A 20,674-nucleotide genomic window follows, 5' to 3' on the forward strand; every position below is an offset into this window, starting at 1 on the left:
GGAAGCGGCCATGAACGCGGTTACGCCGGACTTTGTCCCTGAGGTGCTGGAAACGGCCTGTGAATGGACGGCGGTCGACGTCGCCGACCCGTCGCGCTGGACCGAGCGCCTGTCGCCGGCCGAGGTGGCCGAACTGGAAGCTGCTGTCGCTCACGCCCAGGGCGTCTCCGACAACTTCCTGGAGATCGGGAAGGCGCACTTTCCGCTGCCGACCCTCGGGCCGCGTCTGAAGCAGATCGAGAATGAGCTGATCGACGGTCGCGGCTTCGTGCTGCTGCGCGGCCTGCCCCGTGAGCGCTGGACCAACGACCAGATGAGCCTCGCCTACTGGGGCGTCGGCATGCACCTGGGCAAGCCGTGGCCGCAGAACGCCAAGGGCCACGTGCTGGGCGACGTGACCGACCACGGCAAGGCGCCGGGCGATCCCACCAGCCGCGGCAACGAGATCGGTCTGGTCGGTCTGGACTTTCACTGCGATGGCAGCGATCTCGTCGGCCTGATGTGCCTGCAGACGGGGGTCTCGGGCGGGCTGTCAGCCGTCTGCAATTCGGTGGCTTTGCATAACCGGCTGGTCCGTGAACGGCCCGATCTGGCGGCCGAGCTCTACAAGCCGCAGCCCTTCGACTATCGCGGCGAACAGGCGCCCGGGAAGCCCGGTTGGTACCTGATGCCGGTCTTCAGTCGCCTGGGCGGCCGGCTCTTCACCCGCCTGATCCGACCCTACATACTGGCCAGCCAGCGCCACGCCGACGCCCCGCGCCTGACCGAAAAGGCCGTCGAGGCGCTGGCCTGGATGCAGGACATGGCCGAGGGCGGCGAGTACTCGGTGATCATGGACTTTCAGCCGGGCGACATGCAGTTCATCAACAACTTCCACGTCCTGCACGGCCGCACGTCCTACGAGGACGACCGCGCCGCGGGGAAGATCCGCCACCTCAAGCGCCTGTGGCTCGAGACTGAGGTGCTGGCCGACAGGCCCAGCCAGTTCGTGAACCGCATGGGAACGCATTGGGCCAGGAAACTCACCATCAGCCGTATGGACGCGGCTCAGGAGAAGGTTGGGCAATGACCCTCGTCACCCGCTCGGACCGCAATGGCGCCGCCACGCTCACGTTGAACCGGCCCGACAAGCTGAACGCGCTGAACGTCGACCTCTTCAAGGAACTCGACGCGCACGCCCGCAAGCTCGCGACCCAGACCGAGACCGTCGGACTGGTGATCGTGCGCGGGGCGGGTCGCTGCTTCTCGGCCGGCCATGACCTGTCGGACATCGCTGCGGGCGAGAAGCTGCCCGAGCCGTTCTTCCAGTCGCGGGTGATCGAGCGGCTGGCCGACCTGCCGCAGCCCGTGATCAGCGCGGTGCACGGCCACTGCTACACCGGGGCGCTCGAACTGGCTCTGGCCGGCGACATTGTCTTCGCCGCCGAGGGCGCGCGATTTGCCGACACCCACGCCAAGTGGGCGCTGACTCCGGTCTGGGGCCTGTCGCAGCGGCTGCCGCGACGCGTCGGAACTTATCGCGCGCGGGAGATGATGTTCACCTGCCGGACGGTGATGGGCCCCGAGGCCGCCCATCTTGGCCTGGCCGACTTCTGCGTGCCCGACGCCGAGTTCGACGCGAAGCTGGAGACCCTGGCCGAGCAGATCCTGGCCAACTCCTGGTTCAGCCACCGCGCCAACAAGCGCCTGGTCCGCGAGACCGATGGGCTGCCCCTGGGCGCCGGCCTCAGCCACGAGATCTACCGCGGAGAGGGGCGCGGCCCCGACATGGCGGACCGCATCGCCGGCTTCCAGAGCAAGGCCGTCAAGCAAGCGTGAGCCTTCGCGGCCCGGTCCAATCGCATCATGCCGGCTCGTAGAGCCGCGCTGGCCGGTGCGCGCCGTGGACGAAGTCGTCGGTCTCTCGCACGCACTCCAGGTTGGCCACCATCTTGCGGAAATTGCGCTTCTCGACCTCTTCGCCGATCACCGCTTCATAGGCGCCCTGCAGCTGGCTGAGGGTGAAACGAGGCGGCAGCAGCGCGAACAAGGGCGAGATCTGCCGCGCCCGTGAGCCCAGCGCCTCCAGCGCCCGGCGCAGGATTGTCGCGTGATCAAAGGCCAGCTCCGGCAGGCCATCGATCGGGAACCACCGCGCCTGAGCCGCGTCGGTGTCGGCCGCGATCCGGAGCTCGTCCGAGGCCAGCAGCGCCAGGTAGGCCACGGAGATCACCCGCTCGCGCGGATCGCGCCCCGGCGCGCTGAAGTTGCCGAAGTGGACCAGCAGGTCGGCGTCGACGCTGGTCTCCTCCCTCAGTTCCCGCTGCGCGCAGGCGTCGAGTTCCTCGTCCGGCTGCAGGAACCCGCCGGGCAGCGCCCAGGCGCCCCGAAACGGCTCGGCGGCCCGCTCGATCAGGAGAACGTTCAGCGCGCCCCGGCGCAGCGTGAACACCGCGATGTCGGTCGCCACAGCGGGGTGCGGATATTCGTACGTGAAGGGCATGTTCGTGTGTTGACGACACTAAGTCGCCTCTGCTAAGTGTGAATCCGACACTAAGTTAGTTCCCCCCTGTGTCAACGAGGGTTTCGCCATGGGGCTCGCCTGCGCGCCTGTTCCGTTCCGCATCGACGTGATCGCCTATGGCCGCGGCGCCATCGGCGTGGCCGCGTGTCCGGGCGCCGGGACGACGACGCTGGCCCAGGACCTGGCGGCGATCACTGCGGTCCGCCCGGACGCGATCGTCACACTGCTGTCAGCGCATGAGCTTAAGACCCTCGGGCGATCCGATCTTCCCGATCTCCTGCCGGGCCTGGCGCCGCAATGGCACCACGTCCCCCTGCGCGCCAGTGGCGCGCCAGACGCGCGGTTCGAGCGCCTCTGGACGTACACAGGGCATCGGCTGCGGGCGCTTCTCCGTCGTGGTGGCATGGTGCTGATCCACTGCGACGAGGGGAGCGTCCGCGCCCGATGGGCAGCGGCCCGCCTGCTGACCGAACTGGGCGTCCCCCCCGGCGAGGCGATGGCGAAGGCCCGTCTGCGACCGCTGGCGACCACACCGCCGGTGACCCCGCGACGGCCGATGGCCGACCATCACGTGGCCAGCCGGATCCTGGGCGGCCTCTTCGCCGGCGCTGTAGGCGACGCCCTGGGCTATGCGGTCGAGTTCAAGTCGCGCGCGGCGATCCGCAAGCTGTACGGCGAGACCGGCCTGACCCAGCCGAAGGGCCGGCTGGTCGCCAGCGACGAGACCCAAATGACCCTCTATACCGCCGACGGCCTGATGACCGCCCTGGCGGCTGACGGACCGAAGCGGCGGGAGCAGATCCTGGCGCGCATCCGCTACGCCTACCTCGCATGGTTCCGCACCCAGCGCGACGACTGGACGCCCAACGCGACCGGGCTCAGCCAACACCGCGAGCTGTGGGCCGTGCGCGCGCCGGGCAGCACATGCCTGACCGCCCTGCACGCCGGCGCACGCGGTACGATCGACAAGCCGATCAACGACTCGAAGGGCAGCGGCGCGGTGATGCGTGTGGCCCCCCTGGGCCTGGTCCCATCCATCGACGCCGACGAAGCGTTCCGTCTGGCCCATGCCGCCGCCGCGCTGACCCACGGCCATCCGTCGGGCCGACTGAGCGCGGCCGCGTTCGCGAGCCTGCTGCGCGATCTGCTGGACGAGATTCCGATGCCGACCGCCCTGGCTCGCATGGAGGCCCGGCTCGAAGGTGCGGCCGGCGGGGAGGAGACCCTGACTGCCGTGCGCCTGGCCCGCGGCCTGGCCGACGCGGATGCGCCGCCGCCGGCCGCGCTGGCGTCGTTGGGCGAGGGCTGGGTCGGCGAGGAGGCGCTGGCCATCGGCCTTTACGCCGTGCTCCGCGCCGGGAGCCTGGAAGAGACCATCAGGATCGCCGCCATCCACGATGGCGACAGCGACACTACAGCCTCGATCGCGGCCCAGATCTGGGGCGTGATCCACGGGCTCGACGGCGTCCCGCACGAATGGGTCCGACAGCTGGACGTCGTCGAGCCCGTCTGCGACGTGGCCGGCCGCATGCTCGCCCACACCGCCGAGACGGCGATCACCGCCCCCGTGCGGCGGCTCACGCCGGCCTGGGTCTGAGAAAAGCAAGGTCCTCAACAGGAACGTCGCATCGGCGGCGGATCAAATCCGGAACGCCGGGTGGACGCCGCGCGCCGACCCACGGCATAAGGGCCAAATGCTTCCCGCCGCACTCGCCGAGGCCGAGCTCTCGCCCCTGGACGCCGCGCGCGAGATTCTGCGGCGCACGTTCGGTCATGCCGAGTTCCGGGGCCTGCAGGCCGATGTGATCCAGGAGGTCCTGTCCGGGCGCAACGCCCTGGCGGTGTTGCCTACCGGCGGCGGCAAGAGCCTTTGCTACCAGATCCCCAGCCTGGTGCGGCCCGGCCTGGGCCTAGTCGTGTCGCCCCTCATCGCGCTGATGACAGACCAGGTGGCCGGCCTGGTGCAGTCCGGCGTGGCGGCGGCCCGGCTTGACTCCAACATTGAGCCGGAAGCCAAGGCTGAGACCTGGCGGCGCATCGAGGCTGGCGAGCTCGACATCCTCTACGTCTCGCCCGAGGGGCTGATGCAGCCCTGGATGCTGGATCGCCTCAGCCGCACGCCCCTGGCGCTGATCGCCATCGACGAAGCCCACTGCGTGAGCCAGTGGGGCCACGACTTCCGACCCGAGTACCGGATGTTGGGCCGCCTGGCCGAACTGTTCCCCAAGGTTCCCCGCCTAGCCGTCACCGCGACCGCCGACGCCCGCACCCGTGACGACATCCGCGCCGAGCTGCGGCTGACCGACTCGGCCGAGTTCGTCGCCAGCTTCGCCCGCCCCGAGCTGATCCTGTCGGCCGAGCGAAAGCGCGGCAGCGCCGAGAAGCGGGTCGTCGAGCTGGTGACCGCTCGGCCCGACCGGTCGGGCGTCGTCTATGCCGGTTCGCGCGACAAGACCGAGAAGCTGGCAGAGGCGCTGCGCAGCGCAGGCGTCCCGGCGGTGGCCTATCATGCGGGCCTCGACAAGCGGCTGCGCGAGACGCGCCTGGAGGAGTTCCTGGAGGCCGACCATGCGGTGATGGTGGCGACCATCGCCTTCGGCATGGGCGTGGACAAGCCGGACGTCCGCTTCGTGATCCACGCCGATCCTCCCGGGTCGATCGAGGCCTACTGGCAGGAGATCGGCCGCGCCGGACGGGACGGGGAGCCGGCCGAGGGCATCACGCTCTACGGCGCCGCCGACATGGCCTGGGCGCTGAAGCGCGTGGCCGAGCGCGACATGGACGAGGCGGCCAAGCAGGTCCAGGCCCGCAAGGTCCGCCAGCTCTACACCCTGCTGGACGGCGCGGGCTGCCGCGCCGCCACCGTGCGTCGGTACTTCGGCGAGGAGGGCGTCGAGGCCTGCGGCCAGTGCGACCTCTGCCTCGGGACCGTCGAGACCACCGACGCCACCCAGGCCGCCCAGAAGGCGTTGTCGGCGGTCCATCGGCTGGGCGGCCGCTTCGGTCGGGGCCGCGTCGTCGACCACCTGCTGGGCAAGACCAAGGACGTCAGCGACTGGGAGTCGTCGCTGTCCACCTGGGGCATCGGGCCCGAGCTGTCGGCGACCCAATGGCGCGACCTCACCGAACAGTTGCTGTTCGAGGGGCTGCTCCGGGAGGATCCCAACGACGGTCGCCCGCTGGTCGGCCTGGGCGATGCCGAGGCGGTTCGCGCCGTCTTCCGTGGCGAGCGCGCCGTGACCATGCGCAAGCATCCCGAGGGCGCCGAAGCCGCCCGGTCGACCCGCGGGCGCGGCAAGCGCAGCAAGGAGGCCATGGCGGTCAGCGAGACCGACCGGCCGCTGTTCGAGGCGCTGCGGTCCTGGCGCGCGGCGGCGGCCAAGGCCCAGCACGTGCCGCCCTACGTGATCTTCCACGACCGCACCCTGGCCGAGATCGCCGTGGTGAAGCCGGGCACCCGCGCCATGCTGGCCAGCCTGAACGGCGTCGGCGAAGCCAAGCTCGCCCACTACGGCGAGGCGGTGCTGGAAGTGGTGGGCGGCTTCGCCTGACGAAAAGGGCCGCGCAGATCGCTCGGCGCGGCCCCGTTTCAGGTGTGACTTAGAACTTGGTCTTCACCTCGACGCCCAGGATGCGGGGATCGTTGACGAAGCCGGTCAGGTTGTTGAAGTCGATGCCGCCTTCCAGCGACTTGTCGTTGGTGATGTTGCGGCCGAAGGCGGCCACTTCCCAACGGGCCTCGGGCGCGCGGTAGCCCAGGCGCAGGCCGCCTTCCAGCAGCTTGGAGTCGTTGAACTCGGCCGACTGGTAGAGGAAGAAGTTGACCTTCGAGCGATAGGCCCAGTCGGTGAACACGAAGAGCTCGCCTTCGCCCATCGGCCAGGAATAGCCCGCCGTGACGTTGGCGATCCACTTGGGCGCGTTGGGCAGGCTGTTGCCGTCGATGCGCACCGTGCCGGCGATCGGGCCAGCCGGGTCCAGCACCGTGCAGCCGCCGCCGCAGGGCTGGGTGAACAGCGCCGAGTCCTTGATCTCGGTGTTGTTGTACGAGAGGCCGGCGGTGATCAGCAGGCGATCGACCGGCTCGAGCTCGGCGTTGAACTCGAAGCCGTAGCCCACCGCCTTGTCGGCGTTGAGCAGGCGGTTGAAGTTCGCGCCGCCGCCCACCGCGGTGATCTGCAGGTCGTTGGCGTCGTAGTAGAAGACCGCGGCGTCGTAGCGGAGGCGCGCCTCGGGAACCTTGCCCTTGATGCCCGCCTCGTAGGACATCACGGTTTCCTTGTCGGCGATCGAGAGCGTGTCGCCGAACACCAGGCGGCCCTGGATCGACGGCGCCCGATAGCCGCGCGAGACGCGGGCGTAGAGGTTGAGCGTGTCGCTCGCGGCATAGGTGGCGTTGAGGTTGAAGCTGACCTCGCTGGTGTCGGGGTTGGCCCGCAGGATCGCGGTTCGCGGGGCGCCGAACGGCGAGCGCGTGCGCTGGGCCAGGAAGTCCTTCTTGTCGTCGGAGTAGCGGATGCCGCCGCCGATGTTCAGCTGTTCCGACACGTCATAGTCGACGTTGGCGAACAGCGCCCAGCTCTCGGACTTCTGGTTCTGGTAGGCGTAGCCCTGCAAGGCCCCGCCCCCCAGGGTGTTATAGTCGAAGCTGTCGATCTTGATGCTTTCGTTGAAGTAGTAGGCGCCCACCGTGTAGCCCAGCGGCCCGTTGTTTCCGGCCAGCCGCAGCTCCTGGGTGAACTGGCGGTGGAACGGGATGCCGTCGGCGCTCTCGGCCGGGAACGGGATGAAGCCGGGGCCGAACGGCGGGGCGAACGAGGCGCCGAAGCCGCCATCGATGTCGCCGCGCGAGTAGGCGTCGACCCGCTCGTAGGCGGTGACCGACGTGAGCTCGGGCATGCCCTCGCCGAAGTCGTAGGTGATCTTGAGGTTCGCGCCCGAGGACTCGATCTTCTGCACGGCGCGCGATTGGGCGTCCTGGCTGATCTCGTCGCGCTTGAACCCGGGGACGAAGTTGTTCGTACCCTTCTGGATGATATTGGCGCGGAAGACGCGCGGCGTGCCGTTCAGGTGCTGGTAGTGCAGGTTCAGCAGGGCATCGAGGTTCTCGGTGGGCGTCCACAGCAGCTGGCCGCGGATGGCGAACTGCTTGTAGCCCTCGCTGTCGTTCTTATCGCCGCCCCGCAGGTTATCGACCCAGTCGCTGCGGCGCTGGTACAGCGCCGAAAGGCGGCCGGCCAGCACGCCCTCGATGATCGGACCCGAGACCGCGCCCTCGAGGTTGATGGTGTCGTAGGTCGCGTACGAACCCTGGGCGTAGCCCTCGAAGGTCTGGGTCGGCTTGGCCGAGTCGAACTTCAGCACGCCGGCGGGCGTGTTGCGGCCGAACAGTGTGCCCTGCGGGCCCTTCAGCACTTCCACCTGGTCGATGTCGAAGAGCGGGAAGCCCTTCAGGACCGGCGTCTCCATGACCACTTCGTCGTAGACGAACGACACGGGCTGGCTGGCGTTGAGGTCGAAGTCGGTGTTGCCCAGGCCGCGGATATAGGGGCGCGGGAAGGTCCGGCCGAACGAGCTTTCCAGGGTCAGGCTGGGGACGCGGGCCGAGAACACCCGGATGTCGCCGCCCGACGAGCGGATGGCGTCCAGCTTCTCGCCACTCACCGCGGTCACGGCCAGCGGGACGTCGTTGATGTTCTCCGAGCGCTTCTGGGCGGTGACCAGCACCTCGCCCACTTCGGTATCGGCGGTTGCGGTCTGGGCCAAGGCCGGGGCGGCCAGGGCGAACGCGGTCACAGAGACACTGGCGGCCAACAGGGCGCGAAGCGACGCGGACGTCATCATGTGGGATCCCTCATTGCAGCGGGCGTGGGAGTCGCCCTGCGGGGGAATGGCTACACCATGACGTCGCCGAACGGTCATAGTCCGACAACACTGTCACATGAATGCTCGCGTGCGTGATCGTGGCGCCACACCCGGGCAAGCGGGAGGACCCCGCGCGGCGCCCCCACTAGCCGACCGCCAGCGCCAGCGGCTCGGCCTGGGCATCCAGGGTGTCGGCGATCGTCATTGCCATCTCGAGCATGTCCAGCGGCTTGGCCAGCACAGCCTGCATGCCGGCGGCCAGATATGAGGCGCGCTCCTGTTCCAGCACGTTGGCCGTGAGACCTATAATCGGTATGCGCCCGACCGGCCCGGGAAGCTGACGGATGCAGCGCGTGGCCTCCAGGCCGTCCATGTTGGGCATCTGGACGTCCATCAGCACCAGGTGGAAGTGGCGCGCCTGGACCGCGGCCAGGCCCAGCGCGCCATCGTCGGCGGTCTCGACCTCGGCGCCCAGTTCCTCAAGCACCAGCTTGGCGACCATGCGGTTGGTGGGATTGTCCTCGACGACCAGCAGTCGCACGCCCTTCAGACCGCCGCCCTCCGTCGTCTCATCCTGGAAGGGCTCCGCCACCGGCAGGTGCAGCGCGGCCCAGAATGTCGAGCCCTGCCCCTCCAGGCTGTGGAAGCCCATCTGGCCACCCATCATATCCACCAGCGAGCGGCTGATGGTGAGTCCCAGGCCCGAGCCGCCGAAGCGCCGCGACGTCGCTCCGTCCGCCTGGGTGAAGCGGTTGAACAGCGCCGCCTGCGACGCCTGCGGGATGCCCACGCCGGTGTCGCACACCTCGCAGGAGACCTGGCGGCGGCCGTCGGCGTCTGTCTCTCCGAACAGCAGCCGCACGTCGACCCGGCCGGCCAGCGTGAACTTCACAGCATTGCCCACGAGGTTCAGCAGGATCTGCGACAGGCGCAGTTCGTCGGCCGTCACCCAGCCGGGCTCGCCCACGACGTGGCACGCCAGGGCTACGCCCTTGGCCTCAGCCTCGGGACGCAGGAGCTCCACAACGGCAGTCAGCGCACGCACCGGGTCCATCGGCTGCGGATCCAGCTGGAGACGTCCCTCCTCGATGCGGGACAAGTCGATCACATCGTCCAGCAGCCGCTGCAGCAACCGGCCGCTGCGGATGGCCTCATCAACCAGCTCCTGCGCACCAGGGTCCAGCCCACGCCGGCTCAGCACGTGCAGCAGGCCCAGGACGCCGTTCATCGGCGTGCGGATCTCGTGGCTCATGTTGGCTACGAACTGGGACTTCATGCGGTTGCCTGCCTCAGCAGCCTCCTGAGCGACGCGGCTGTCGATCAGTTCCTGCTCGACGCGGCGCTTCTCGAGCGCGGTGCGGCGGAACACCTCCAGTGCGCGGGCCAGGTCGCCGATCTCGTCGCCGCGCGTCTGGTCGCCCACGGCCCGCTCCAGGTCGCCCTCCGCCACGATGGTCATGGTGTGGCTGATCCGACGGATGGGGCGCACGACGCGGAAGATCACCAGGGCCGTGGCCGCGAGGCCCAGGGCTGCGGCCAGCGCGGCGAGGGTCAGCGCCACCACCGCAGCGCGCCGGGCCTCGGCGGCCTTGGCGGCGGCGTGCTCGGACATGAGGGCCATAGCCGTGTTGGCCACGCCCATGAGGCCGCTCATGCCGGAGCGCGAGAGAGCGACCATCCGCCTGGACGTGTCCTCGGACCTACGGCCGGTCGACAACTCATCCAGCACCTCGGCGCGCGTGGCGAGCGTCTCGCGGAAATAGACGGCGTCCGCCACGGCGGTGGCGCGCTTCAGACGGGGCGGGGCGTCCGGGCGCGCGACCAGTTCCTCCACCGGACGCCAGGCGCTGGTGACGCGCCCGTCAAGCGTCGCGAAGGCGATGCGTTGGGCCTCGGTCAGCGGCGCGTTGCGCCCCCTCGCCTGGCCCATCAGCAGCAAGGCGTCGCCGGCCGCATCGCGCGTGACCCAGGCGGCCTGCTTGACGCTCATCATCGAGGTCACGAACGGATCCGAGCGCTCGACCTCGGCGCCGAGGCGAAGCGACAGCCGGTCCAGCAACCGGACGAGTTCGGTGTCGGCGGTGATCCAGGCGCTGCTCAGCCCCTCGGGACGAGAGGCCTGAGGATCACGGATCGCCGCGTAGACCGCCGCGCGTAGACGTTGCACTTCGGCGCGGCGGGCGCGGATGTCGGCAAGGTCGGCGCTGACGTCCGGCAGACCGCGTCGCTCGGCGCCGCCGGCCAGCTTGGCCAATGCGCGGTCGGTGGCCGCCTCGGCGGTGGCGGCCCGCCAGAAAACCTCGTCGGGCAGTTCCTTCGCCATGAGCGCGATGGCCAGGCCCGCACGTTCCAGGCGCAGCTCCTGCATGGCCAAGAACAGATCGCTGGAAACGTCGGTGACGAAGGCCACGCGCTCGGCCTCGGCCAAGCGCACGGTGGCGCGGCGCGCCTCGGCGATCCCACCCGCCACAAGCAGCAGCGCCATCAGGGCGGTGATCGCCGGCAGCAGAAAACCGACGGATACCGCCCTATGCAGAAGTGGCTTCCCCATCAGAAATTGGGATAGCACCGTTCACCATAAAAACCGTAAACGGGCCTGCGGTAGGTTGACGCAGCGCGTAGGACCCTCGCCCGCGCTTCGCGTTCCGGAGCTCTAGGCGAGAGCCACGCAGCGTCGGCGACGCAGGCCCGCGCCGGCGAGACCGAAGCCTGCGATCATCAGCGCCCAGGTGGCGGGCTCGGGCACGCCGCCCACCCGGCCGTCGTCCTTGAAGGCGTAGTTCACGTAGCTGCCCAGAGCGCCGTCGTTGATGTAGGCCGACAGGTCGAAGCCGAACGCGCTGTTCACATCCTGGGCGTCGACGCCCACGGTGTCGGGCAGGCCGATGTAAGCGTACCAGGCGCGGAAGTTGATCTGGTTCACGTCCGACCCACTGGTCGAGATCATGTAGTCGGACGCGTTGCCGCCGAAGATCAGCGCGGCGGCCTGCTGGCCAGTGAGCGGGCTGTCATCGACGCCGCTGTTCAATTCCCAGCTGCCCACGAAGACGATGGCGGCGTCGGCGGAGCTCGCCGCCAGAAGAGCCGTCGCCGCGGCGCCTGCGGCCAGAACCTTGCGGATATCCATCGTACACCTGCCCACTCTCGCGCGAATCCGTCCGCGCTGCCCGGCCAACAGAGTTGCTGAACCGTAAACGCCGGCCTAACGAGTTCACCCGTTGGTTGTGTCGATTCTACCAGATGTAGAAAACGCCGTTCGTTTTGCGACCAGCGGCGCCGATTTAGACGTCGACCTCGGCGTCCAGGGCGTTCTCCTGGATGAACTCGCGGCGCGGTTCGACCACGTCGCCCATAAGGCGGGCGAACAGGTCGTCGGCGTCTTCCGAGTGGTTGACCTTCACCTGCAGCAGGGTGCGGGCTTCGACGTCCAGCGTCGTCTCCCACAGCTGCTCGGCGTTCATCTCGCCCAGGCCCTTGTAGCGCTGGATGGAGAGGCCGCGGCGGCCGTTGTCCATGACGGCGGCCACCAGGTCGAGGGGGCCGCGCACCTTGGCCGTGCGGTCCTTACGGGTGAAGGTGGCGAGACCCGAGAACACCTGGGCCAGGTCCTTGGACCGTTCCGCCAGGCGGCGGGCGTCGGCGGCGTGCAGCAACAGGTCGTCCAGCACCACCTTTTCCGACACGCCCCGCTTGATGCGGCTGAAGGCGAAGCCGCCGCCGGCGGCCTTCTCCCCGGTCCACGGACCGTCGCCTTCCTCGGCATACAGGTTGAGGCGCGCCGCGGCCGCGGCGGGGTCGCCATCCTCGCCCAGCAGACCCGCCAGAGCCGCCTGCTCGATCGCAAACGCCGGGGCGCGGGCCGCCAGCCGCTCGATGTTGGCCTTGGCGCCGCGCGCGGTCTGGACCAGCGCCAGCAGGTCGGCGCCCGTCAGGCGCTCGCCCGACGGCAGATCCAGGGTGGCCTGGTCCACGCCCTCGTCGATCAGGTAGATCTCGAGCTCGGGATCGTCCTTCAGGTAGCGGACCGACTTGCCCTTGGACGCCTTATAGAGCGGCGGCTGGGCGATATAGAGGTACCCCTTCTCGATCACCTCGGGCATCTGCCGGTAGAAGAAGGTGAGCAGCAGGGTCCGAATGTGGGCGCCGTCGACGTCGGCGTCCGTCATGATGACGATCTTGTGGTAGCGCAGCTTCTCGATGTTGAACTCGTCGCGGCCGATCCCGGCGCCCAGCGCCATGATCAGCGTGCCGATCTGTTCCGACGACAGCATCTTGTCGAACCGCGCCCGCTCGACGTTCAGGATCTTGCCGCGCAGGGGCAGGATCGCCTGGTTGTCGCGGTTGCGCGCCTGCTTGGCCGAGCCGCCGGCCGAGTCACCCTCGACCAGGAAGATCTCGGACTTGGCCGGGTCCTTCTCGGCGCAGTCGGCCAGCTTACCGGGCAGCGAGGTGATATCCAGCGCCGACTTGCGCCGGGTGAGTTCGCGGGCCTTGCGGGCGGCTTCCCGGGCGGCTGCCGCCTCGGCGATCTTGGTGACGATCATCCGGGCTTCGACGGGATGCTCCTCGAACCATGAGGCCAGCCCCTCGCCGACCAGGTTCTCCACCGCCGGGCGCACCTCGGAGCTAACAAGCTTGTCCTTGGTCTGAGAGGAGAACTTGGGGTCGGGCACCTTCACCGACAGCACGCAGGTCAGACCCTCGCGGGCGTCCTCGCCGCTGACCGAAACCTTCTCGCGCTTCGCCGCGCCCGAGCTCTCGGCGTAGTTGGTGATGATCCGCGTCAGCGCCGAGCGGAAGGCCGCCAGGTGGGTGCCGCCGTCGCGCTGAGGGATGTTGTTGGTGAAGCAGAGGACGTTCTCGTGGTAGCCGTCGTTCCACCAGAGCGACAGGTCCAGCTCGACGTTCTCGCGCTTCCCGCGCACCACGATCGGCGTCTTGATGAGCGGCGTCTTGGCCTTGTCGAGGTGGCGCACGAAGGCCTCGATGCCGCCCTCGTAGTGCATGACCTCTTCGTAGGGCTCGGCCCCGCGATGGTCCTTCAGCCAGATAGTCACGCCCGAGTTCAGGAACGCCAGCTCGCGCAGGCGGTGCTCCAGCGTCTTCAGGTCGAACTCGATGAACTTGAAGGTGTCCAGCGAGGGCAGGAACGTCACCTCGGTGCCGGTCAGCGGCTCGCCGTTCTCGCGCAGCGGCGACTTGCCGGTGACCACCAGCGGCGAGACCGCATCGCCCAGATGGAACTCCATCTCGTGGACGTCGCCGTTGCGATGGATCTTGAGCTTCAGGAAGTCGGAGAGCGCGTTCACGACCGAGACGCCCACGCCGTGCAGGCCGCCCGAGACCTTGTACGAGTTCTGGTCGAACTTACCGCCCGCGTGCAGCTGGGTCATGATGACCTCGGCCGCCGAGACGCCCTCGCCCTCATGGATGTCGGTGGGAATGCCGCGGCCGTCGTCGGTGACCGTGCACGACCCGTCGGCGTTCAGGATCACCTCGACGCGGGTGGCCCAGCCGGCCAGGGTTTCGTCGATGGCGTTGTCGACCACCTCGTAGACCATGTGGTGCAGGCCAGAGCCATCGTCGGTGTCGCCAATGTACATGCCCGGGCGCTTGCGCACCGCGTCCAGGCCCTTCAGCACCTTGATGGAATCCGCGCCGTAGTCGGCCGCTCCGGTGGAGTCGGAGCCGTTGGTCTCGATGTTGTCTTCGCTCATGTCGCGTCCAGTTGAGGCGCCTGCAGGTGGGTTCGGACCCCGTGGATCCGGAGCGCCTTCTCGAAGCCCCGCGCGCCAGGCGCGGAGCCTACAAATCCATGCCTCCCTATATAGGGTTCGCGGCTGATTCTGCACGCGTTTCGGCGCCGCAGCGAAGGCGGCGGGCGGGTCCGGACATATCCACGACAGGCGAGGGACGCTTCAGCGCGAATTTGACGGTCAGGCGGAGTCCTGGGGGACGGGTTCTTCACACGGACGGTCGCCGGGCTCGGCGTCGTCCTCCAGGCTGGCGATGAGTTCAATCACGCGGGCGACGAGGGTCCCGACAGGCGCCTCGAGGAAGTCCTCGTCCTCCTCGGCCAGGGTGATCAGGATGTCGTAGACCATGGCCTCGTCGAGCTCGTCCCAGTCGGGACGCTCGACGTCGAAGCGGAGCATGACGGCGTCGCGGGCGCGCTCGATCTGGGCGCGCTGGTCCGGACTGACGGTCCGCAGACCCTCGCGGACCAGCTCGGGCCCGGGCGGCCCGGGCCGCTTGGCGGCGGCATCTTCCCGCTCACGGGCGAGCTTGGCCTTCAGGGCCAGGGTCTGGCGCAGGGAGCGCGCCATCCGCGTGTAGGTGCGGCCCAGTTCGGCGATCTCGGCGGCGTCCTCCGCCGCCATGAGCTTGTCGTGCGTCCGTTCCACGGCCGCGAGGTCGCGCTCCGCCAGGCGGGCGAGAATCTCCTCATCGCGGGTGAGACCAGCGGACATGGTCGGGAGGGAAACACGCCCCTACGACAAAAGCGGTCGCAGGGTGTGCGGACCGCAGCGAATCCGGCTTCGACTCCGCGGCGCCTAATATTCAGGCGCCTACCGCAGGAATGTGTCTGCGGGTCGGAAACATGGGGTCTCGGACGGCGAGGATCGGCTAACGCTGGCGCCGATGTCCGCCGAATTGCTGGCCCTCTGCCGCGACCTGCCGATCGCCGATTTCGAGCCGGGCGGCGTCCTCCTCCAGGAGGGCCTGTCCACCGGGCGCCTCTACGTGCTGGTCGCGGGCGAGGTCGAGATCCTGAAGGGCGACTTCCAGATCAACGTGGTGGGCGAGCCGGGCGCCATCTTCGGCGAGATGTCGGTGCTGCTGGCCATGCCGCACATGGCCACCGTGCGGGCGCTCAGCGCCTGCCGGGCTTACCGCTGCGACGACGGCGAGGCCTTCCTTCGGGACCACCCGCAGATCGCCCACCACCTGGCCCGCACCCTGGCGCAGCGGCTGAACGGCGTGACCAGCTACCTCGTGGACCTGAAGCGCCAGTTCGCGGACGACCAGAGCCACCTGGGGTTCGTGGACGAGATTCTCGAGAGCCTCGTCCACTCGCAGGGGCCGGCGTTCACGCCAGGATCGGACCGGGACCCGGGATAGCCGGCGCCCAGTCCGGAAGGCGCGACAGGGAATCAACAGGGCGCACGAGGGGCTCGTCCAGCCGCACCATCTCGACGCCGGCCAGCGAGAACCAGGCGGCGGCCGGCTCGTCCGTATCGATCACGATGTGCGGCGGTTCGGGCCCGATCTGCTGACCCGAGTTGAAGACCCAGGTGTCGCCGATGCGATCCACCCAAGAGCCGTCGCGCTTGAAGGGCGCCTGATGGATATGGCCGGCCAGGACCATGTCGGGGCGATAGAGGTCGATCCAGGCCGAAAGTTCGGCGTCGCCCCAGCAGCGGCGGCCGTCCCAGGCGGTGGGCGAGCCCTCGGGCGGGGCGTGGTACACCCAGATCCAGCGGCGCTTGGGCGTCGCCGCATCGCGGGCGAGCTGGCGGGCGATGGCCTCTCGGGCCTTGGGGCCGTCCCACCAGGGGCAGATGGTGACCAGGGTGTCGCCGAGCGTCAGGCTGTCGCCGTCGGTGGGCACCCCCAAGCGCCGGACCCGCTCCATCCAGGTCGCGACCCGCTCGCCGTCGTCGTCGCGGCGATCCAGGTCGTGGTTGCCCGACGAGACGACCAGCCGGGTCGAGCGGGCGAGGCGTTGCAGGTATTTGAGGATCACCAGCACCTGCACGCCCCCGTCGAGGCTGCTCGAGATGTCGAGCTGGTCGCCCGCGATGACCACGAGGTCGAACGCCGGCGCCGCCGCCGCCGTCCAGTCGTATTGCTTGAGTGCGTAGTGCAGGTCCGAGACCAGCAGCATCCGCATCGCGACCCCTCCCCTGGCGTCTTTTCCTGACGCTGGAGGCGGCAGGCGGGGGCGTCAATGAATCAGGGGCCGGCCGCGCGGCTCATTCGCATTCCGCTCGTCTAGTAGGCGATCCGCCGGTTCAGCCCACGCGCGCCAGGCCCGAGCCATCCACCCGGAAGCCCTGGGCCCGACCGGCCAGGCCGTCGAACAGCATCTCGTCGGTTCCGGTGAGGAAAGCCTGCAGGCCAAGGGCCTCGATCTCGTCGAACAGGGCGGCCCGGCGGCGCGCGTCGAGGTGGGCGGCCACTTCGTCCAGCAGCAGGATGGGCGACGGCGCATCGGCGCGCGCCAGCCGCGCCGCCTGGGCCAGCACCAGGTTCAGGATCAGGGCCTTCTGCTCGCCGGTGGAGCATTCGGCGGCGGGCCGGTCCTTTTCGGCGTGGATGACGGAGAGGTCGCCGCGATGCGGGCCGGTCAGCGCCCGGCCGGCGGCGGCGTCGCGGTCGCGGGCCTGCTTCAGGGCCTGGGCCAGCAGCGCCTGGATCTCGGCGGAGGCCCGGCCTTCGGCGGCCATCCGCTCCCAGTCGCCGGTCAGCGACAGGCGGGCCTGGGGGAACGGGCGCTCGCCGCGGGTGGCGATCTCGTCGGCCAGGGCCGCCAGCGTGCGGGCGCGGGCCTCGGCCATCAGCGTCCCGGCATCGGCCAGCTGGGCCTCCAGCGCGTCCAGCCAGGCGGGGTCGGCGGGGCCGTCGGTCAGGAGGCGCATCCGCTCGCGCTGGGCTTTCTCGTAGGCCTGGACGTGGGCGGCGTGCATCGGCTCGGCGGCGAACACCAGCCGGTCGTAGAAGCGGCGGCGGTCGGAGGCGCCCTCCAGGAACAGCCGGTCCTGGGCGGGGGTGAGCCAGACCTGGCGGATGTGCTCGGCCAGGCGCCCGGGCGGCGCGGGCTCGCCCTCGACGCGGACGACGCGGCGCGCCGCGCCGGCCTGCTCGACCCCGGTGCCCAGCCGCGTCTCGTCGTCGCCGGCGCTGACGGTCACCGCCACGGCCCAGGCGCGGCCGGTGGTTTCGCCCGGCATCCGGCGGCCCACCTCGGCCAGGGCCGAGCCGCGCAGGCCGCGGCCCGGGATCAGGAAGCTGACCGCCTCCAGCAGGTTGGTCTTGCCCGCCCCGTTCGCGCCGGCCAGCCAGACGGGGCGGCCGTCGAGCGTCACCTCGGCGTCGGCGTAGGATCGGAAGTCGCGAAGCGCGATGCGGGTCAGGGCCGAAGCGGTCACCCGGGGGGTTTAGCGGCTTTCCCGCCCCGGCTCACCAGGGGATCTCGGCGCCGTCCCAGGCGTAGAACCCGCCACTTCCCTCCGGGGTCAGGCCGTCCAGGACCCGCATCAGCGCCGAAGCGGAGACCTCGGGCGTGAACAGGCGCTCGGGCGCGACCCCGCGCTGGAACGGGGCGCTGAGGGCCGTGTCGACCGTGCCGGGATGCAGGGCGACGCAGAGGCCGAGCGGGTGGGTGCGGCGATGCTCGACCGCCAGGGTGCGGATCAGCATGTTGAGCGCCGCCTTCGACGCCCGGTAGCCGTACCAGCCGCCCAGGTGGTTGTCGCCGATCGACCCCACCCGCGCCGAGATCGCCGCGAAGGCGCTGGGCCGGTCGCGCGGCATCAGCGGCAACAGGCGGCGGGCGACCAGGGCGGGACCCACGGCGTTGACCCGCAACACCTCGGTCAGGGCCTCGGCGTTCAGCGCGCGCATCGTCTTTTCGGGCGAGAGGCCGGGGCCGTGCAGCACGCCGGTGGCGACGATCACGCGGGTGGGGCGTCCGGCGTCGGCGATGGCCTGGGCGGCGCGATCCATGGCGTCGTCGTCGAGCAGGTCGGCCAGGATGACGTCCGCCCCCGGCGTCTCGACGGGGCGGCGCGCCACGACGAGCACGCGGTCGTAGGCGGGGTCGGCCGCCATGGCCTGGGCGAGCGCGCGGCCGATTCCGCCGGCGCCGACGACGACGCCCAGGGATTTGTCAGACGCCAAGGACCACCGCCCCGACTGCCAGGCCCGCGACGGCGCCGGCCGTCAGGATCGTCCGCAGGCGTGGCATCCAGGCGGGCGCGCCCGTGTCGCGCAGGTCCCAGAGCCAGTGCACGAACAGCGCCGCGGCGAGCGACAGAAGCTGGACGGTGCGCAGGGACGGCGGCAGGGCCAGGAGCGCCAGCCCGGCGATCGTCGGCAGCATCGACAGCGAGACCGTGGCGACCGGGGGCGGGGCGTCGAGCACCGCGCGGCCGAAGCGGGCGCCGCCCAGGAACGACAGGATCAGGGCGGCATAGGCGGCCAGGAGGACGCCCGCGATCTCGCGGGTTTCGGGCCAGACCACGCCGGCCGCGGCGGGGGCCCAGAAGGGAATGAGGCCCGCGAGGCCGTAACCCAGGACAACGCGGGGAATGGCCGGGCGCGGCGTCATGCGCGGCCGCCGGCCAGCCGCTGCAGGCGGGGCCTGATGCGCAGGAAGAGTCGGTACCCGCTCTCCAGAAGGCGCAGGATCGTCGGGGAACGGGCCGCCAGCCCCAGCGGGCGCAGCAGCGGCAGCGCGCGCCACATGGCCGCGAAGGCGGCGGCGCCGTTGACGACGGGCCCATCGCCCTCCTGGGCGTGGAACCGGGCGAGCAGTTCGGCGCGATCGATGGGGCAGGAGTCGGCGGTGTGCGCCTCGACGAACGCCACCGCGCCTCGGCGGTCGAGCCGACGCAGCACCGCGATCTCCCGCCGGCACAGCGGGCAGTCGCCATCGTACCACACGGTCACGCGAGGAATGGAGAGAGGTGTGCCCACCGGCCGGACATAGGCGCGCGGGCGGGGTCCGACAATGGCGCGGCCGAGCCGTGCGCCGTTCGCCTCCGCCATCTGTGCAGGCCGACCGCGCTCATCCGATCCGGATGATCTGTCCGAAGCAGCCGTCGTCGGTGACCTTCAGCCGCAGAAAGCTCGGGCTATGCCCCTCGGCGGGCATGACCGCGCTGCCGGGGTTGAGGGCCGAGCCGCTCTGTCCGAACCGCCGCTCGTCGGCCTTGTGCGTTCCGGCATGCAGCAGCACGTCGATCCGACTTCCGAAGAGGCGGCGCGACACCTCGACCACATCGTCCGAGGCCACAAACGGGTCCGACGAGTCCGCCAGACCCGCGGCGACGGCATCGAAGACGCATCCGATCCGGTAGCGCCCCTCGGTCAGCACCAGGACGTCGCGCCGGGTTCGCATGTCATCCGCATCGTCTTGGCCGCGAACGCCCAGCACCGGCGCGATCTCCTGCAGGCGGTCCAGTCCCGCCTTCTCGCCCATGTCGCCCAGCGTCACGATCAGGTCTGCGCCCTGCAGGCGTTGGAAGAGCTCCGGCGGGAACTGCGGGCCGTTCTCGTGGATGTGGCAGTCGGCAAGCACGGCGATGTTCGTGCCTTCACCCTGCATCCGCCAGACCGAGTGTCCCATGGCTCGTCCCGAGATCGACAGCCTAACCATTATCCGTTCGTGTCCGGATACCGCCAGCACGCTGTCAGCAGCGACCCCATATGCGGACCCGCACATGTCGTGAGGGACCCATGAGCCAGACTGCGAAAGCCGACCTGTTCCATCAGCTGCATCAGGGCCCTGAGGTCCTGGTCCTGCCCAACGTCTGGGACGCAGCCTCGGCCGCCGTGGTCGCCGACGCGGGGGCCAAGGCTGTGGCCACCTCGTCGGCCGCGGTGGCCTGGACGTTCGGGCAGGCGGACGGCGACAACCTGGCGGTGGAGAACACCTGCGCGGTGGTGGCGGCGATCGGCCGGGTGACCGATCTGCCGGTGAGTTGCGACTTCGAGGGCGGCTTCACCGACGACCTGGACCAGCTGGCGCAGAACATCATCCGGGTGATCGAGGCCGGCGCGGTGGGCATCAACTTCGAGGACGGGTCGCGCGACCCGAACCTGCACGCCCGAAAGATCGCCGCCGCGCGCCACGCGGCGGAGAAGGCCGGCGTGCCGCTGTTCATCAACGCCCGCACCGACGTCTACCTGCGGCAGCTGGCGGCCGGCGACGCCGCCGAGGCCGAGGCGATCCGGCGCGGCAGGATCTATGTCTCGGCGGGGGCCGACGGGGTGTTCGTGCCCGGCGCCGCCGACGGCGAGCTGATCGGCCGGCTGGCGGCGGCGATCCCCGCCCCGCTCAATATCCTGGCCTGGCCGGGCGCGCCCGACGCCGCGGGGCTGAAGGCGCTGGGCGTGCGCCGGCTGAGCGCCGGGACGGGCACCTTCAACATCGCTTTCGCCGCCCTCGCCAAGGCCGCCGCCGATTTCCTGGCCCAGGGCTCGTCCGACGCGGTCTTCGCCGCCGCGAAGGGCGCGCCTTCGCTGCAGAAAAGGTTCTCCGCTTAGGACCGACGGGCACGCGCCGGCTGCGGGCAAGGA

General features: G+C 70.0%; 18 protein-coding genes. 6 read left to right on the forward strand and 12 right to left on the reverse strand.

Translation table 11 applies throughout. From position 1 onward, the window contains the following. Positions 1-10 precede the first annotated feature (10 nt). Positions 11-1,069, forward strand: coding sequence for a TauD/TfdA family dioxygenase (locus tag EPN98_RS03025; RefSeq protein ID WP_293360128.1), 1,059 nt, complete (start codon positions 11-13; stop codon positions 1,067-1,069). Further along, positions 1,066-1,818, forward strand: a complete 753-nt coding sequence (locus EPN98_RS03030; protein WP_293360131.1) for an enoyl-CoA hydratase/isomerase family protein — start codon at positions 1,066-1,068, stop codon at positions 1,816-1,818. Before EPN98_RS03025 ends, EPN98_RS03030 begins: the two co-directional genes overlap by 4 nt. A 25-nt stretch (positions 1,819-1,843) precedes the next feature. Here the strand turns inward: EPN98_RS03030 and EPN98_RS03035 are convergent, their stop codons facing one another. Further along, positions 1,844-2,482 carry an NUDIX domain-containing protein gene (locus EPN98_RS03035; RefSeq protein WP_293360134.1) on the reverse strand — a complete coding sequence of 213 codons (639 nt, stop codon included), beginning with the start codon at positions 2,480-2,482 and terminating at the stop codon, positions 1,844-1,846. An 88-nt stretch (positions 2,483-2,570) separates the two neighbouring features. On the opposite strand from EPN98_RS03035, the gene EPN98_RS03040 reads away from it, so the two are divergent. Together EPN98_RS03040 and recQ are read left to right on the forward strand one after the other, a co-directional pair. After that, entirely contained in the window at positions 2,571-4,100 is a 1,530-nt protein-coding gene (locus EPN98_RS03040) for an ADP-ribosylglycohydrolase family protein (RefSeq protein ID WP_293360137.1), read from the forward strand. Between the two features lie 97 nt (positions 4,101-4,197). Then, positions 4,198-6,054 (forward strand): DNA helicase RecQ, encoded by a 1,857-nt coding sequence (gene recQ / locus EPN98_RS03045; protein ID WP_293360139.1) that lies wholly within the window; start codon positions 4,198-4,200, stop codon positions 6,052-6,054. Positions 6,055-6,103: 49 nt separating this feature from the next. On the opposite strand, the gene EPN98_RS03050 is transcribed toward recQ, so the two are convergent. The 5 genes from EPN98_RS03050 to EPN98_RS03070 form a co-directional block, all read right to left on the reverse strand. Continuing rightward, complete coding sequence (locus tag EPN98_RS03050; RefSeq protein ID WP_293360142.1) at positions 6,104-8,347, reverse strand: TonB-dependent receptor; 2,244 nt, start codon at positions 8,345-8,347, stop codon at positions 6,104-6,106. 166 nt (positions 8,348-8,513) lie between these two features. Continuing rightward, positions 8,514-10,853 carry an ATP-binding protein gene (locus tag EPN98_RS03055; RefSeq protein ID WP_293360145.1) on the reverse strand — a complete coding sequence of 780 codons (2,340 nt, stop codon included), beginning with the start codon at positions 10,851-10,853 and terminating at the stop codon, positions 8,514-8,516. 168 nt (positions 10,854-11,021) lie between these two features. Further along, positions 11,022-11,495 carry a PEPxxWA-CTERM sorting domain-containing protein gene (locus tag EPN98_RS03060; RefSeq protein WP_293360147.1) on the reverse strand — a complete coding sequence of 158 codons (474 nt, stop codon included), beginning with the start codon at positions 11,493-11,495 and terminating at the stop codon, positions 11,022-11,024. Positions 11,496-11,649: 154 nt separating this feature from the next. Then, the gene (gene gyrB / locus EPN98_RS03065) at positions 11,650-14,085 is read right to left on the reverse strand and encodes a DNA topoisomerase (ATP-hydrolyzing) subunit B (RefSeq protein ID WP_293360150.1); all 2,436 of its coding nucleotides are present in this window, start codon (positions 14,083-14,085) and stop codon (positions 11,650-11,652) included. A 219-nt stretch (positions 14,086-14,304) separates the two neighbouring features. Next, a complete protein-coding gene (locus EPN98_RS03070; RefSeq protein ID WP_293360152.1) occupies positions 14,305-14,838 on the reverse strand; it encodes a hypothetical protein in 534 nt (177 codons plus the stop codon). A gap of 172 nt (positions 14,839-15,010) precedes the next feature. Between EPN98_RS03070 and EPN98_RS03075 the strand changes: the two genes are divergently transcribed. Continuing rightward, the gene (locus EPN98_RS03075) at positions 15,011-15,490 is read left to right on the forward strand and encodes a Crp/Fnr family transcriptional regulator (protein ID WP_293360155.1); all 480 of its coding nucleotides are present in this window, start codon (positions 15,011-15,013) and stop codon (positions 15,488-15,490) included. On the opposite strand, the gene EPN98_RS03080 is transcribed toward EPN98_RS03075, so the two are convergent. The 6 genes from EPN98_RS03080 to EPN98_RS03105 form a co-directional block, all read right to left on the reverse strand. After that, entirely contained in the window at positions 15,459-16,262 is an 804-nt protein-coding gene (locus tag EPN98_RS03080; RefSeq protein ID WP_293360158.1) for a metallophosphoesterase, read from the reverse strand. The two genes, EPN98_RS03075 and EPN98_RS03080, sit on opposite strands and share 32 nt — an antisense overlap. A 121-nt stretch (positions 16,263-16,383) precedes the next feature. Further along, positions 16,384-17,520, reverse strand: coding sequence for a DNA replication/repair protein RecF (recF, locus tag EPN98_RS03085; protein ID WP_293360161.1), 1,137 nt, complete (start codon positions 17,518-17,520; stop codon positions 16,384-16,386). A 31-nt stretch (positions 17,521-17,551) separates the two neighbouring features. Continuing rightward, positions 17,552-18,271, reverse strand: coding sequence for an SDR family NAD(P)-dependent oxidoreductase (locus EPN98_RS03090; RefSeq protein WP_293360164.1), 720 nt, complete (start codon positions 18,269-18,271; stop codon positions 17,552-17,554). After that, entirely contained in the window at positions 18,261-18,701 is a 441-nt protein-coding gene (locus EPN98_RS03095; protein WP_293360167.1) for a DUF3429 domain-containing protein, read from the reverse strand. The genes EPN98_RS03090 and EPN98_RS03095 overlap by 11 nt, the downstream gene beginning before the upstream one ends. Next, the gene (locus EPN98_RS03100) at positions 18,698-19,069 is read right to left on the reverse strand and encodes a thiol-disulfide oxidoreductase DCC family protein (RefSeq protein WP_293360170.1); all 372 of its coding nucleotides are present in this window, start codon (positions 19,067-19,069) and stop codon (positions 18,698-18,700) included. The genes EPN98_RS03095 and EPN98_RS03100 overlap by 4 nt, the downstream gene beginning before the upstream one ends. 91 nt (positions 19,070-19,160) lie before the next feature. Further along, positions 19,161-19,721 (reverse strand): metallophosphoesterase family protein, encoded by a 561-nt coding sequence (locus EPN98_RS03105; protein WP_293360173.1) that lies wholly within the window; start codon positions 19,719-19,721, stop codon positions 19,161-19,163. A gap of 110 nt (positions 19,722-19,831) precedes the next feature. On the opposite strand from EPN98_RS03105, the gene EPN98_RS03110 reads away from it, so the two are divergent. Continuing rightward, positions 19,832-20,641, forward strand: coding sequence for an isocitrate lyase/phosphoenolpyruvate mutase family protein (locus tag EPN98_RS03110; RefSeq protein WP_293360176.1), 810 nt, complete (start codon positions 19,832-19,834; stop codon positions 20,639-20,641). The last annotated feature ends 33 nt before the right edge of the window (positions 20,642-20,674 follow it).

The organism is Phenylobacterium sp. (assembly GCF_004299445.1).
GTDB lineage: Bacteria > Pseudomonadota > Alphaproteobacteria > Caulobacterales > Caulobacteraceae > Phenylobacterium.